This is a genomic window from Streptomyces sp. 2323.1 (genome assembly GCF_900221035.1).
GTDB classification, from domain to species: domain Bacteria; phylum Actinomycetota; class Actinomycetes; order Streptomycetales; family Streptomycetaceae; genus Streptomyces; species Streptomyces sioyaensis.
Window position 1 is genome coordinate 4941498 of record NZ_LT907981.1, and the last position, 15042, is coordinate 4956539.

A 15042-nucleotide genomic window follows, 5' to 3' on the forward strand; every position below is an offset into this window, starting at 1 on the left:
CGTACCGCCCGGCGGTTCTAGTCGCTCGTGTGAGTGAGTTCTGCGCGCAGCGCGGCGGCCAGCTTCGGGTCGTCGCAGCGGTCCACGCGTACGGCGTCGCAGCCGACCCAGCTCGCTGCCTCCCGCAGGGCCTGGGCCATGGGGGCGACGGCCTTGGCGCTCTGCACCGACACCTGGCGGGCGACGAGGGTGGTGCCCTCGCGGGCCGGATCCACCCGCCCCACCAGCTGACCGCCGGCCAGTAGGGGCATCGCGAAATAGCCGTGTATCCGCCGGGGGCGGGGGACGTATGCCTCCAGGCGGTGCGTGAAACCGAAGATCCGCTCGGTGCGCGGGCGGTCCCAGATCAGGGAGTCGAAGGGCGAGAGCAGGGTCGTGCGGTGCCGGCCGCGGGGCGGGGCGGCGAGCGCGGCGGGATCGGCCCAGGCGGGCTTTCCCCAGCCCTCGACCTCGACCGGGACCAGACCGGACTCCGCGACGACGGCATCGACCTGCTCGCCCTTGAGGCGGTGGTAGTCCGCCAGGTCGGCGCGGGTGGCCACGCCCATGGCGGCCCCGGCCTGGGCGACCAGGCGGCGCAGGCACTCGGCGTCGTCGAGATCGTCATGGAGCAGACCGTCCGGGACGGCGCGCTCGGCGAGGTCGTACACCCGCTTCCAGGCGCGGCGTTCCGTACAGACCACCTCGCCGGTGTCCAGCAGCCACTCCACCGCGATCTTGGTCTCGGACCAGTCCCACCACTCGCCGCCGTTGCGCCCTCCGCCCAGCTCGGAGGTGGTCAGCGGACCGTCGGCCGTCAGCCGGTCCAATACGGCGGCGCAGGAGCGCTCGGAGTCCTCCATGATGTGCCAGCGGTGGCCCTTGGCCCGCCGGGCGCGGCGGCGGAAGGCGAAGTGCGGCCACTCCTCGACGGGCAGGATGCAGGCGGCGTGCGACCAGTACTCGAAGCTGTGGGTGTCGGTCCAGTAGGCGGCCTCGACGGCGGTGCGGCCGACGGCGCCGAGCCGGGCGTAGGGCACCAGCTCATGGGAGCGGGCCAGCACCGAGATCGTGTCCAGCTGCACCGCGCCCAGCTGCCGCAGCACCCCGCGCACGCCCGCCCGGCGGTCCGGGGCGCCCAGCAGGCCCTGCGCCCGCAGCGCCAGGCGGCGGGCATCGTCGCGGGACAGGGCGGTCACGGGCGGGGGCAGCGGCTGCGTCTCGGCGGTCATGCGGCTCAGAGTAGGGGCGGGCACTGACAACGGCCCCGGCGCGGGAAGAACCGCTGGTGAGGCGGTACCCGAGGCCGTGCGGAGTGGAGCCGTCGCGGTGCGGAGTGCCGCGCGTCCCGGGCCCGCTGCGTGCCGGCCCCCGCCGTCCCGGGCCTGCGCCGTGCCGCTGTCGGACCGCGCGGCCGGCGCTCAGCCTGGGTAGGGCAGATACGGCGTCGCGTCCGGGACGCCGATGCCGGCTGCCGCCCCGGATGGTCCGTGCTCTCCGGGCAGGTCGGACGGGAGCAGCGAGCCGATCCAGAGGTCCCGGCGGGTGCCCTCGCGCAGCAGCTTGGCGCGCAGGGTGCCCTCCATCCGGAAGCCGAGCTTGGCGGCCACCGCCCGGGAGCCTACGTTGCCGGCCTCCGCGTGCCACTCCATGCGCTCCACCCCGAGATCGTCGAAGGCCCAGCGCAGCACCGCGCGGGCCGCCTCGACGGTGTACCCCCGGCCGCGCTGCGCCTTGGCGGTCCAGTAGCCCAGCTCGGCCTGCCGCTCCGGGGTGCGCAGCCGGTCGAGGCGTACCAGGCCCATCGCACCGACCAGGGCCCCCTCCGCCCGGGTCACGACGGCGAAGTGGTAGGCGGTGTCGTGGCGCCAGCCCTCGGGGACGACCGTCCCGGTGAACTGCTCGGCGTCCTCCCGGCGGTACGGGGAGGGGACGGTGGTCCAGCGCGGAATGTCCGGCTCCTGGCACGCGGCGTACACCGCGGGTGCGTCGGAGGCGTCGAAGGGGCGCAGCACGAGACGCTCGGTGGTGAGGGTGACCGGCTTCATGGCGTGAGTCTGCAAGGTTGCGGAAAGCCTGGCTAAGGGTTTTCGGCGTGATTCCCGGCACCCGCCCGGCACCTTCTCGCGGCCTTGTGCGTTCACGGGAGGAGGGGATAGCGGGGTTCGCTGCGGCGGACCTCCCGGCCCGGCTGCGTCCTCCTTTACGATGGCCGTTGCGGCGGGGCCTGCCCCCTTGGAAAAATGCCGCGCCCGCGCACTCGACCGTGCAGGCCCGACCGGCAAGGAGACCAGCCCAAGTGTCCGTCTTGACGAAGATCATGCGTGCAGGCGAAGGAAAGATCCTGCGCAAACTGCACCGCATCGCGGGCCAGGTCAACTCCATCGAGGAGGACTTCGCGGCGCTCTCCGACGCGGAGCTGCGTGCCCTTACGGATGAGTACAAGGAGCGTCTCGCGGACGGCGAGAGCCTCGACGATCTGCTGCCCGAGGCGTTCGCCACGGTCCGTGAGGCTGCCAGGCGGGTGCTCGGCCAGCGTCCCTATGACGTCCAGCTGATGGGCGGCGCGGCCCTTCACATGGGGTACGTCGCCGAGATGAAGACCGGTGAGGGCAAGACCCTGGTCGGCACCCTCCCGACGTACCTCAACGCGCTGTCCGGCAAGGGCGTCCACCTGATCACGGTGAACGACTACCTGGCCGAGCGCGACTCCGAGATGATGGGCCGCGTCCATAAATTCCTGGGCCTGACCGTCGGTTGCATCCTCGCCGACATGACGCCGGCCCAGCGCCGCGAGCAGTACAACTGCGACATCACCTACGGCACGAACAACGAGTTCGGCTTCGACTATCTGCGTGACAACATGGCCTGGTCGCAGGACGAACTCGTCCAGCGCGGCCACAACTTCGCGGTCGTCGACGAGGTCGACTCGATCCTCGTCGACGAGGCCCGTACGCCGCTGATCATCTCCGGTCCCGCGGACTCGGCCACCAAGTGGTACGGCGACTTCGCCAAGTTGGTGCAGCGCCTGAAGCGGGGCGAGGCCGCCAATCCGCAGCGCGGCATCGAGGAGACCGGCGACTACGACGTCGACGAGAAGAAGCGCACCGTCGGCATCCACGAGTCCGGTGTCAGCAAGGTCGAGGACTGGCTGGGCATCGACAATCTGTACGAGTCGGTGAACACCCCGCTCGTCGGGTACCTCAACAACGCGATCAAGGCCAAGGAGCTCTTCAAGAACGACAAGGACTACGTCGTCATCGACGGCGAAGTCATGATCGTCGACGAGCACACCGGCCGTATCCTCGCCGGCCGCCGCTACAACGAGGGCATGCACCAGGCCATCGAGGCGAAGGAAGGGGTGGAGATCAAGGACGAGAACCAGACGCTCGCCACGATCACCCTGCAGAACTTCTTCCGCCTCTACGACAAGCTCTCCGGCATGACCGGTACGGCCATGACCGAGGCCGCGGAGTTCCACCAGATCTACAAGCTCGGCGTCGTCCCGATCCCGACGAACCGCCCGATGGTCCGTATGGACCAGGCGGACCTGATCTACCGCACCGAGCCCGCGAAGTTCGACGCGGTCGTCGAGGACATCGTCGAGAAGCACAGCAAGGGCCAGCCGATCCTGGTCGGCACGACCTCCGTGGAGAAGTCCGAGTACCTCTCCCAGCAGCTCAACAAGCGCGGTGTGCCGCACGAGGTCCTCAACGCCAAGCAGCACGACCGGGAAGCGCCGATCATCGCCCAGGCGGGCCGCAAGGGTGCCGTCACGGTCGCCACGAACATGGCCGGCCGCGGTACGGACATCAAGCTCGGCGGCAACCCCGACGACCTCGCCGAGGCGGAGCTGCGGCAGCTGGGCCTGGACCCGGTCGAGCACGTCGAGGAGTGGGCGGCCGCGCTGCCCGCCGCCCTGGAGCGCGCCGAGGCCGCGGTCAAGGCGGAGTTCGAAGAGGTCAAGGAGCTCGGCGGGCTCTATGTGCTCGGTACCGAGCGGCACGAGTCGCGGCGGATCGACAACCAGCTGCGCGGCCGCTCCGGCCGTCAGGGCGACCCCGGCGAGTCGCGCTTCTACCTCTCCCTGGGCGATGACCTGATGCGGCTGTTCAAGGCGCAGATGGTCGAGCGGGTCATGGCAATGGCCAATGTGCCCGACGACGTCCCGATCGAGAACAAGATGGTGACCCGGGCGATCGCCTCCGCGCAGTCGCAGGTCGAGCAGCAGAACTTCGAGACGCGCAAGAACGTCCTGAAGTACGACGAGGTGCTCAACCGCCAGCGCGAGGTGATCTACGGCGAGCGCCGCCGTGTCCTGGAGGGCGAGGATCTGCAGGACCAGATCAAGCACTTCATGGACGACACCATCGACGCCTACATCCAGGCGGAGACGGTCGAGGGCTTCGCCGAGGAGTGGGATCTGGACCGGCTGTGGGGCGCCTTCAAGCAGCTCTACCCGGTCAAGGTCACCGTCGAGGAGCTGGAGGACGAGGCCGGCGACCGCGCGGGCATCACCGCCGAGTTCATCGCCGATGCCATCAAGGAGGACATCCACGAGCAGTACGCCGCCCGTGAGGAGCAGCTCAGCTCGGACGTCATGCGGGAGCTGGAGCGCCGGGTCGTGCTGTCCGTCCTGGACCGCAAGTGGCGTGAGCACCTCTACGAGATGGACTACCTCCAGGAGGGCATCGGCCTGCGGGCGATGGCCCAGAAGGACCCGCTGGTCGAGTACCAGCGCGAGGGCTTCGACATGTTCACCGCGATGATGGAGGGCATCAAGGAGGAGTCCGTCGGCTACCTGTTCAACCTGGAGGTCCAGGTCGAGCAGCACGTCGAGGAGGTCCCGGTGGAGGAGGCGCAGACCTCGCTGGACAAGGACCTGCAGGACGCCGTGCCCGCCGGCGCGGCGCGCCCGGAGATCCACGCCAAGGGCCTGGAGGCGCCGCAGCGCCCGGACCGGCTGCACTTCTCCGCCCCCAAGGTGGACGGCGACGGCAGCGTCATCGAGGGCGACTTCATCAGCGACGAGGAGGCCGGACCGGCCCGTTCCGAGGCGGACGGGCTGACCCGCGCCGAGCGCCGCAAGGCCCAGAAGAGCGCAGGGCGTCGCCGTAAGAAGTGAGCAGTGAGCGGTGAGGCGGCCCGGGGGCGGGCTGCCCGGGCCGTGTAGCAGAGGGGCGCCCCGGCCGGAGACCGGCCGGGGCGCCTTTGTGTGCCGGCCGGGCATCAGAGCGCGCCCGGGACGCCCGGGGCCGGGCCGATGTCGAGGGCGGCGCAGCGCCACCGGGCGTCGGCGCCGAGCTCCAGCCGGAAGGCCAGTGCCCGCAGCCGTTCGCCCGCCGCGATGCGGGCGAAGGCCTCGATGACGCCGCGGCGGGGCCGGCACAGCCCGCAGTCGCGCACCGTGGGGTCGTCGCCGCGTACGCCGGGAACCGGGACCGGCCGCAGCGGTGCCTGCGGGGCGAGCTCCGCGAGCCGGTCGTACGCGGCCGGCAGCGCATGCCCCAGCAGGGCGTGGACGGGGCGCTGACCGCTGAGGGCGAGCAGCAGCTGCTGGGCGAACCAGTGATGCGGCCGGCTCTGCTGTGCCCGGCGCTGTGCCCCGGCCGTCGGCAGAGGGACGCCGGCCGTGGTGACCGGGGTGGCGGAGGCGCCGGGGGCGGCCCGGCGGCTCGCCGCGGCGGCCAGGGCGGTGGGACGGCCGGGGCGGGGCGCGGTACGGGTGGGGCCGCGGCCGGCGGGGCCGGGGGTGCGCCCGCCGCCCGGACCGGAGCTGCGGCCGCTGGAGCCGCCCGGACCGCTCCGACCGCGGGCGCCGGGGCCGCTGCCGGCCGGGCCGAGGGGCCGGCGGTCGGCGGGGGACCGCCGTGGCCGGGGAACGGCCGGTGCGGGCGGTGGGGTGTGCCCTGCGTCGGGCGCGGTGCGTCCGGCGGCAGCGGGTGGGGTGTGCGTCGCGGTGCTGTTGGTGCCGGTCATGCTGGTGATCGCCCCCGTGGTGCCGGGCCCGTGAATTACCGGGCGGTAGCTTTTGTGGTGGGGATCTTCTATCGACGCGACCGGGGCGGCAGCAAGGCGCGGCGGGGGCCGGGCGGGCGGCGCGCAGAGATCACCCGTCCGTGGCGCGGGCTTGGTGTGAGGCCTCGGGAGCGGGGTGGTGGGCGGTCTCCGGGTGGGCGGCACGAGGGCTGTGGGGGCGGCACGATGGGGGACTCGCGCCCGTATGCTGGCGGGACAATCGTGAGAGTCGAGCGAATCGAGCGGAAGCGGCTGCCATGCGCGTCTATGTCCCCCTGACCCTTTCCGGTCTCGCAGAGGCGCACAAGAACGGTGAGCTGGACCCCGGCTCCCTGGGCGCGTACGCGGTCACGCCCGCGCTGCGCGAGTGGTACGTCTCGGACGACATCGAAGAGCTGGAGTACGCGGCGCTCAACCGGGCCGCGCAGGCGTCGCTGCGGATGCTCGCCGGACACCCGGAGATCGCCCGGCGGCGTGTGGTGGTGGCCGTGGACGTGCCGGACGGCGCGGCCGTGGCGGATCCGGACCGGGGGCTCGATCAGTCGTCGCTGGGTGAGGTGCGGGTCGCCGGGCCGGTGCCGCTCTCGAAGGCCGCGGCGGTGCATGTGGATGCCGCGGACGCGGAGGCGGACATCGCGGCGGCCGCGGCGGCGCTCGGCGCGGCGGACCAGGGCGATGACGATGCGCAGTTCACGGTCGACGGTGCCGAGGACCACGATCTGATGTGGTTCGGGGTGCAGGAGATCCCGCACCTGATCGGCTAGGCCCTGTCGTCAAACTCCCGCCTGCCGCGCGGCGCCTGGCACGCACGCTCTCCCCCACGCCTGAACGGCGCGGGGGGACCCCCACCGTTGTCGGGATCATCCACGTAGACCCTCCCCCATGCCTTAAGGGCATGGGAGGTGCCCCCATCGAGGACGACCCTCCGCCTTGCGATCGCACGCACCAGACGCCGCGCGGCCTGCCCTTCGGGCAGACGACGGGAGTTTGACGACAGGGCCTAGTGGCTCGATCTCCGCAGGTCCGGCTGCGTTGTCAGTGGGTGCGGGTACCTTTTCTTCATGGGGAAGCGCACGGGGAACGACCTGGGGTAACGCATGGGGAAGCACGCGACACACATCGTCTGGGACTGGAACGGGACCCTGTTCCATGACATCGACGCCGTCATCGGGGCGACGAACTCCGCCTTCGCGGAGATCGGCCTGGAGCCGATCACGCTGGAGACGTACCGCGAGCTGTACTGCGTGCCCGTGCCGCGGTTCTACGAGCGGCTGATGGGGCGGCTGCCCACGGACACGGAGTGGCTGGTGATGGACGAGGCGTTCCACCGCCACTACAGCACCCACCGCCTGGGCTGTGAGCTCGCCGAGGGCGTGGATCTGCTGCTGGAGGGCTGGCAGACGGCCGGGCGCAGCCAGTCGATTCTGAGCATGTACGGGCACGACGACCTGATACCGATCGTCCGCGACTTCGGGATCGAGTCGCGGTTCGTGCGGATCGACGGCAGGACCGGGCCGTCCGGCGGCACGAAGAGCGCCCACATGGTGCGGCATCTGGCGGCGATGGAGCAGGTCGAGCCGGCGCGTACGGTCGTGATCGGTGACGCCGTGGACGATGCGGTGGCGGCGCAGGACGCGGGTGCGCATGCGGTGCTCTACACGGGCGGATCGCACAGCCGCGGGAGCCTGGAGACCGCCGGGGTGCCGGTGGTGGACACGCTCGCCGAGGCGGTCGAGCTGGCGGGAGCGCTCGTCCTCTAGGGCCTTTCCCAGGATCTGTCCCGGGGCCCGTACGCCCGCCCGGCCTCCTGGGCGGCGGTGCCCAGACGCCGCTCCTGTGCGGGCCCGCCGGGAGTCCGGGCGCCAGGGCGGCACGCACACCCCACCCCGGCAGTGCGTTGTCCGGAAGGTCTAAGTTCACGCCAAGGTTTTGTACCTACAAGGCCCATGACGGCACCCGTGTGGGGAGCGATAGCCTTGCACCGTGATCAGCGCGATAATCCGCGGGGGCATCGAGGCCCCTGCCGTGCGCCCGGGGCACGACCGTGACCGGGCGATCGCTGGTCGTTGCGGCCAACTTTCCCTGTCGACTTTGTCAAAAACAGTCGATGGCGACCCGGCCCTCTCTCATCGCGGCATAGCGTCGACAGCGACAGAACACCTCGCGTCACGGCGGCGTTGTGCGGCTTCCATCACGTTCTTCCACAACGTCACGCAACGGCGCGCGACAGGAGCCAGAGGACATGCAGACCAAGCTGGACGAAGCCAAAACCGAGCTGCTCGCCAGGGCCGCCCGGGTCGTTGAAAGCAGCCCGGCCGGGAGCAAGCACCCGGTACGGGGTCTCGACCCGGACGCCCTGGCGGGATACCTCCAGCGCTACTACCTGCACACCGCCCCCGAGGACCTCACCGACCGCGATCCGGTGGACGTCTTCGGCGCCGCGCTCTCGCACTACCGCCTCGCGGAAATGCGTCCTCAGGGCACCGCGAACGTCCGGGTGCACACCCCGACCGTCGAGGAGAACGGCTGGACGTGCAGCCACTCCGTCGTCGAGGTGGTCACCGACGACATGCCGTTCCTGGTCGACTCGGTCACCAATGAGCTCTCCCGGCAGGGGCGCGGCATCCATGTCGTGATCCACCCGCAGGTGATCGTCCGCCGTGATGTCACCGGCAAGCTCATCGAGGTCTTCGACTCCAACTGCGACGCCCACGGCCGGACCGGCAAGGGCAAGGCCACCGAGCTGCCGCACGACGCGGTGACCGAGTCCTGGATCCATGTCGAGATGGACCGCGAGACCGACCGGGAGGACCTCAAGCAGATCACCGCGGATCTGCTGCGGGTGCTCTCCGACGTCCGCGAGGCCGTCGAGGACTGGGAGAAGATGCGCGGCGCCGCCGGCCGGCTCGCCGACGAGCTGGGCTCCGAGCCGACCGCCGACGATCTGCGCGACCAGGAGATCGAGGAGGCCCAGGAGCTGCTGCGGTGGCTGTCCGCCGACCACTTCACCTTCCTGGGATACCGCGAGTACGAGCTGACCTCCGTGCCCGGTGAGGGCGGCGCCGAGGAGGACGTGCTGACCGCGGTGCCCGGCACCGGCCTGGGCATCCTGCGCGCCGACCCGCCGCACCGCGAGACCGCCGACGGCCACCCCGTCTCGCCGTCCTTCAACCGGCTGCCCGCCGACGCCCGCGCCAAGGCCCGTGAGCACAAGCTGCTCGTCCTGACCAAGGCCAACAGCCGCGCCACCGTCCACCGCCCGTCCTACCTCGACTACGTCGGCGTCAAGAAGTTCGACGCCAAGGGCAATGTCATCGGTGAGCGGCGCTTCCTGGGCCTGTTCTCCTCGGCCGCGTACACCGAGTCCGTGCGCCGGGTGCCGGTCATCCGCCGCAAGGTCGCCGAGGTGCTGGAGGGCGCGGGCTTCAGCCCGGACAGCCACGACGGCCGCGACCTGCTGCAGATCCTGGAGACCTACCCGCGCGACGAGCTGTTCCAGACCCCGGTCGACGAGCTGCGGTCCATCGCCACCAGCGTGCTCTACCTGCAAGAGCGCCGCCGGCTGCGGCTCTACCTCCGCCAGGACGAGTACGGCCGCTACTACTCCGCGCTGGTCTACCTCCCGCGCGACCGGTACACCACCGGGGTGCGGCTGCGCCTGATCGACATCCTCAAGGAGGAGCTGGGCGGCACCAGCGTCGACTTCACCGCCTGGAACACCGAGTCGATCCTCTCCCGGCTGCACTTCGTCATCCGTGTCGAGCCCGGCGCCAGCCTGCCCGAGCTCACCGACGCCGATGTGGACCGCCTGGAGAGCCGGCTGGTGGAGGCCGCCCGCTCGTGGGCCGACGGCTTCGCCGAGGCGCTGACCGCCGAGGTCGGCGAGGAGCGCGCCGCCGAGCTCCTGCGCCGCTACGGCCACGCCTTCCCCGAGGGCTACAAGGCCGACAACAGCCCGCGCAGCGCCGTCGCCGACCTCCAGCACCTGGAGAAGCTCACCGGTGAGCCCGGCAAGGACTTCTCGGTCAGCCTCTACGAGCCGGTCGACGCCGGTCCCGGTGAGCGCCGCTTCAAGATCTACCGCCGGGGCGAGCCGGTCTCGCTCTCCCGGGTGCTGCCCGGTCTGAACCGCCTGGGCGTCGAGGTCGTCGACGAGCGTCCGCACGAGCTGCGCTGCGCCGACTCCACCATCGCCTGGGTCTACGACTTCGGCCTCCGGATGCCGGAGCACGTCAAGGGCGACGACGCCCGCGAGCGCTTCCAGGACGCCTTCACGGCGGTGTGGACCGGCGCGGCCGAGAGCGACAACTTCAACACGCTGGTGCTGCGGGCCGGTCTCAACTGGCGCCAGGCGATGGTCCTGCGGGCCTACGCCAAGTACCTGCGGCAGGCCGGTGCGACCTTCAGCCAGACGTACATGGAGGACACCCTCTCCAACAACGTCCACACCACCCGGCTGCTGGTCTCCCTCTTCGAGGCGCGGATGTCCCCCGACCGGCAGCGGGCCGGCACGGAGCTGACGGACGGGCTGCTGGAGGAGCTGGACGGCGCGCTCGACCAGGTCGCCTCCCTGGACGAGGACCGGATCCTGCGATCCTTCCTCACCGTCATCAAGGCCACGCTGCGCACCAACCACTACCAGAAGGACAGCCAGGGCCGGCCGCACGCCTACCTGTCCATGAAGCTGGACCCGCAGGCCATCCCCGACCTGCCGGCGCCCCGCCCGGCGTACGAGATCTGGGTGTACTCCCCGAAGGTCGAGGGCGTCCACCTGCGGTTCGGCAAGGTCGCGCGCGGCGGTCTGCGCTGGTCGGACCGCCGGGAGGACTTCCGTACGGAGATCCTCGGCCTGGTCAAGGCGCAGATGGTCAAGAACACCGTCATCGTGCCGGTCGGCGCGAAGGGCGGCTTCGTCGGCAAGCAGCTGCCGGACCCGTCGCAGGACCGCGACGCCTGGCTGGCCGAGGGCATCGCCAGCTACCGGACCTTCATCTCCGGTCTGCTGGACATCACCGACAACCTCGTCGGCGGCGAGGTCGTCCACCCGCAGAACGTCGTCCGGCACGACGAGGACGACACCTACCTGGTCGTCGCCGCCGACAAGGGCACCGCGACGTTCTCCGACATCGCCAACGAGGTCGCCGAGTCGTACGGCTTCTGGCTCGGGGACGCCTTCGCCTCGGGCGGCAGCGCCGGCTACGACCACAAGAAGATGGGCATCACCGCCCGCGGCGCCTGGGAGTCGGTCGAGCGGCACTTCCGCGAGCTGGGCCACAACACCCAGACCGAGGACTTCACCACGGTCGGCGTCGGCGACATGTCCGGTGACGTCTTCGGCAACGGCATGCTGCTCAGCGAGCACATCCGGCTGGTCGCCGCCTTCGACCACCGGCACATCTTCCTCGACCCCACCCCGGACGCGGCGACCTCCTACGCCGAGCGCCGCCGGCTCTTCGAGCTGCCCCGCTCGTCCTGGGCGGACTACAACACCGAGCTGCTCTCGCAGGGCGGCGGCATCCACCCTCGCTCGGCCAAGTCCATCACGATCAACGCGCAGGTGCGGGCCGCCCTCGGCATCGAGGCCGGCATCAAGAAGATGACGCCCGCCGATCTGATGCAGGCCATCCTCAAGGCCCCGGTCGACCTGCTGTGGAACGGCGGCATCGGCACGTATGTGAAGTCCTCGGCCGAGTCCAACGCCGATGTGGGCGACAAGTCCAACGACGCCATCCGGGTCAACGGCGAGGACCTGCGGGTCAAGGTCGTCGGCGAGGGCGGCAACCTGGGTCTGACCCAGCTGGGCCGGATCGAGTTCGCCGCGTCCGGCGGGAAGATCAACACCGATGCGATCGACAACAGCGCCGGTGTGGACACCTCCGACCACGAGGTGAACATCAAGATCCTGCTCAACTCCGTGGTCACGGACGGCGACATGACGGTCAAGCAGCGCAACAAGCTGCTGGCCGAGATGACCGACGAGGTCGGCGCGCTGGTGCTGCGCAACAACTACGCGCAGAACACCGCGCTGGCGCTGGCCCTCGCCCAGTCCTCCAGCATGCTCAACGCCCAGCAGCGCTTCATGCGCCGGCTGGTGCGCGACGGCGATCTCGACCGGGCGCTGGAGTTCCTGCCCACCGACCGGCAGATCCGTGAGCGGCTGAGCTCCGGCCGCGGGCTGACCCAGCCGGAGACCGCGGTGCTCCTGGCGTACACCAAGATCACGGTCTCCGATGCGCTGATCCGGACCGGGCTGCCGGACGACGCGTATCTGCAGCGGCTGCTGCACGCCTACTTCCCCTCGGCGCTGCACGACCGGTTCCCCGAGCAGGTCGACGGGCATGCCCTGCGCCGCGAGATCGTCACGACGGTGCTGGTCAACGACACCGTCAACACCGGCGGGACGAGCTTCCTGCACCGGATGCGGGAGGAGACCGGGGCCTCCCTCGAAGAGGTCGTGCGGGCGCACACCGCGGCCCGGGCGATCTTCCGGCTGGGCCAGGTCTGGGACGACGTCGAGGCGCTCGACAATGTCGTCGCCGCCGATGTCCAGACCCGGATCCGGCTGCACTCGCGCCGGCTGGTCGAGCGCGGCACCCGCTGGCTGCTCAACAACCGCCCGCAGCCGCTGGAGCTGTCGCAGACCATCGACTTCTTCGCGGAGCGGGTCGCCGAGGTCTGGGGCGAGCTGCCGAAGCTGCTGCAGGGCACCGACCAGGAGTGGTACCAGACGATCCTGGACGAGCTGACCGGTGCGGGCGTGCCCGAGCCGCTGGCCGTCCAGGTGTCCGGGTTCTCCTCGGTCTTCCCCGCGCTGGACATCGTCGCCATCGCCGACCGCACCGGCAAGCAGCCGCTGGACGTCGCCGAGGTCTACTACGACCTGGGCGAGCGGCTGCGGATCAACCAGCTCCTCGACCGCATCCTGGAGCTGCCGCGCAACGACCGCTGGCAGTCGATGGCGCGCGCCTCGATCCGCGAGGACCTCTTCGCGGCCCATGCGGCGCTGACCGGTGACGTGCTGGCGGAGGGCAACGGCTCCTCGACGCCGGAGCAGCGGTTCAAGGCCTGGGAGCAGGCCAATGCGGCGATCCTCAGCCGCGCCCGGGCGACGCTGGAGGAGATCCACGGGTCGGAGGGGTTCGATCTGGCGAACCTGTCCGTGGCCATGCGGACGATGCGTACGCTGCTGCGCGCGCACAGCTGACCGGTCGCCGCCCCGCGCGGCCGACCGTGCGCGGGCATGCATGAAGGGGCGCACCCCTCGCGGGTGCGCCCCTTCGGCGTGTGCGGAGGCGGGTTACCGGTGCGCTTCGTACGCCTCGATGACCTCGTCGGTGGGGCCGTCCATCAGCAGCTCGCCGCGTTCCAGCCACAGGACCCGGTCGCAGGTGTCGCGGATGGACTTGTTGTTGTGGCTGACCAGGAAGACGGTGCCGGCTTCCTTGCGCAGCTCGCGGATGCGGGCCTCGGAGCGCTTCTGGAAGCTGCGGTCGCCGGTGGCCAGCGCCTCGTCGATCATCAGCACGTCGTGGTCCTTGGCCGCGGCGATGGAGAACCGCAGCCGGGCCGCCATGCCGGACGAATAGGTGCGCATCGGCAGCGAGATGAAGTCGCCCTTCTCGTTGATGCCGGAGAAGTCGACGATGCCGTCGTAGCGTTCGCGGACCTGCTCGCGGGACATGCCCATGGCCAGGCCGCCGAGGACGACGTTCTTCTCGCCGGTCAGGTCGTTCATCAGCGCGGCGTTCACGCCGAGCAGGGAGGGCTGGCCGTGGGTGTAGACCTTGCCGCGCTCCGCCGGCAGCAGGCCGGCGACCGCCTTGAGCAGGGTCGACTTGCCCGACCCGTTGGAGCCGATCAGGCCGATCGATTCGCCGCGGTAGGCGGTGAAGGACACGCCCTTGACCGCATGCACCTCGCGCACGCCCGTGGACGGCTTGCGGCGGACGATGCGGTTGAGGGCCGCGGTGGCGCTGCCCTTGCCGGCTCCGGTGCCGTAGACGCGGTAGACGATGTGCAGATCGTCCGCGATCACGGTCGGGATGCGGGCCTGGGCGGCCTCGGTCGGCTCGATGCCGTTCTTGTGCTCAGCCACGTCCGTACCGCTCCTCGGCCTTCCAGAAGTACACAAAACCGAGGACGCCGGCCAGCACGGCCCAGCCGGCGGCGAACGCCCAGACGTGCGGCGGCAGTTGCTTGTGCGTGAAGCTGTCGATGAGGGCGAAGCGCATCAGGTCGATGTAGACCGCGGCGGGGTTGCCGTTCAGCAGCACCACCACGAACTGCGGGAGGTGCTTGCCCTGGAGGATCAGGCTGATGCTGAACATCACGCCGGATGCGTACATCCAGGTCCGCATAATGAAGGGCATCAGCTGCGCCAGGTCCGGGGTCTTCGACCCCAGCCGCGCCATGGCCATCGCCAGCCCCGTGTTGAAGATGAACTGCAGCGTCAGCGCCGGGATGACGAGCAGCCACGACCAGGTCGGGACCTGCCCGAAGCACAGCAGGATGACCACGAGCACGCCCATGGAGTACAGCAGTTGCTGCAACTGCATCAGGCAGAACGAGATCGGCAGAGAGGCCCGCGGGAAGTGCAGCGCCCGCACCAGGCCGAGGCTGCCGGAGATCGCCCGGGTGCCCGTCAACACCGAGTTCTGCAGGAAGGTGAAGACGAAGACGCCGGTCACCAGGAACGGGACGTAGTCCGGGACGCCCTTCCGGGTGCCGATCAGCACGCCGAAGATCAAGTAGTAGACGGCCGCGTTGAGCAGGGGCGTCAGTACCTGCCAGAGCTGCCCGAGCTTTGCGGTGGTGTACTGCGCGGTGAGCTTGGCGCTGGCGAACGAGGTGATGAAGTGCCGCCGGTGCCACAGCTGGCGGGTGTACTCCGACAGGGACGGGCGGGCGCCGCTCACCGTGAGGCCATGGCGTTCGGCCAGCGCGCGCAGCTCGGGGTCGGGGGCGGTGCCGGGCGCAGGCGCCTGGGTGGGCGTCGGGGCCGGGGGCGCGAGGGTCTGGGGCATGGAGGGGCCACTTTCGTTTGCG

The 15042-nt window shown here is 70.7% G+C and carries 9 protein-coding genes; 4 read left to right on the plus strand and 5 right to left on the minus strand.

The annotated features are described in order from the left end of the window. Nucleotides 1–17: 17 nt before the first annotated feature. Nucleotides 18–1211 carry a winged helix-turn-helix domain-containing protein gene (locus tag CPH93_RS21275; protein WP_173909857.1) on the minus strand — a complete coding sequence of 398 codons (1194 nt, stop codon included), beginning with the start codon at nucleotides 1209–1211 and terminating at the stop codon, nucleotides 18–20. A 189-nt stretch (nucleotides 1212–1400) separates the two neighbouring features. After that, entirely contained in the window at nucleotides 1401–2027 is a 627-nt protein-coding gene (locus CPH93_RS21280; protein WP_096213748.1) for a GNAT family N-acetyltransferase, read from the minus strand. A 251-nt stretch (nucleotides 2028–2278) separates the two neighbouring features. Here CPH93_RS21280 and secA point away from each other — a divergent pair, with 251 nt between their 5' ends. Next, a complete protein-coding gene (gene secA, locus CPH93_RS21285; protein ID WP_096213749.1) occupies nucleotides 2279–5104 on the plus strand; it encodes a preprotein translocase subunit SecA in 2826 nt (941 codons plus the stop codon). A 104-nt stretch (nucleotides 5105–5208) separates the two neighbouring features. Here the strand turns inward: secA and CPH93_RS21290 are convergent, their stop codons facing one another. Next, a complete protein-coding gene (locus CPH93_RS21290) occupies nucleotides 5209–5958 on the minus strand; it encodes an Rv3235 family protein (RefSeq protein WP_096213750.1) in 750 nt (249 codons plus the stop codon). 296 nt (nucleotides 5959–6254) lie between these two features. Between CPH93_RS21290 and CPH93_RS21295 the strand changes: the two genes are divergently transcribed. From CPH93_RS21295 to CPH93_RS21305, 3 genes are all read left to right on the plus strand, one after another. Then, nucleotides 6255–6761 (plus strand): DUF6912 family protein, encoded by a 507-nt coding sequence (locus tag CPH93_RS21295; RefSeq protein ID WP_096213751.1) that lies wholly within the window; start codon nucleotides 6255–6257, stop codon nucleotides 6759–6761. 333 nt (nucleotides 6762–7094) lie between these two features. Then, on the plus strand, nucleotides 7095–7757 hold the full coding sequence (locus CPH93_RS21300) for an HAD family hydrolase (protein WP_006605266.1): 663 nt from the start codon (nucleotides 7095–7097) through the stop codon (nucleotides 7755–7757). 482 nt (nucleotides 7758–8239) lie between these two features. Then, nucleotides 8240–13201, plus strand: a complete 4962-nt coding sequence (locus tag CPH93_RS21305; protein WP_096213752.1) for an NAD-glutamate dehydrogenase — start codon at nucleotides 8240–8242, stop codon at nucleotides 13199–13201. A 93-nt stretch (nucleotides 13202–13294) separates the two neighbouring features. Here the strand turns inward: CPH93_RS21305 and CPH93_RS21310 are convergent, their stop codons facing one another. Both CPH93_RS21310 and CPH93_RS21315 read right to left on the minus strand, forming a co-directional pair. Beyond that, nucleotides 13295–14092, minus strand: a complete 798-nt coding sequence (locus CPH93_RS21310) for an ABC transporter ATP-binding protein (RefSeq protein WP_096213753.1) — start codon at nucleotides 14090–14092, stop codon at nucleotides 13295–13297. Next, nucleotides 14085–15020 carry an ABC transporter permease gene (locus tag CPH93_RS21315; RefSeq protein WP_096213754.1) on the minus strand — a complete coding sequence of 312 codons (936 nt, stop codon included), beginning with the start codon at nucleotides 15018–15020 and terminating at the stop codon, nucleotides 14085–14087. Before CPH93_RS21315 ends, CPH93_RS21310 begins: the two co-directional genes overlap by 8 nt. Between the last annotated feature and the right edge of the window lie 22 nt (nucleotides 15021–15042).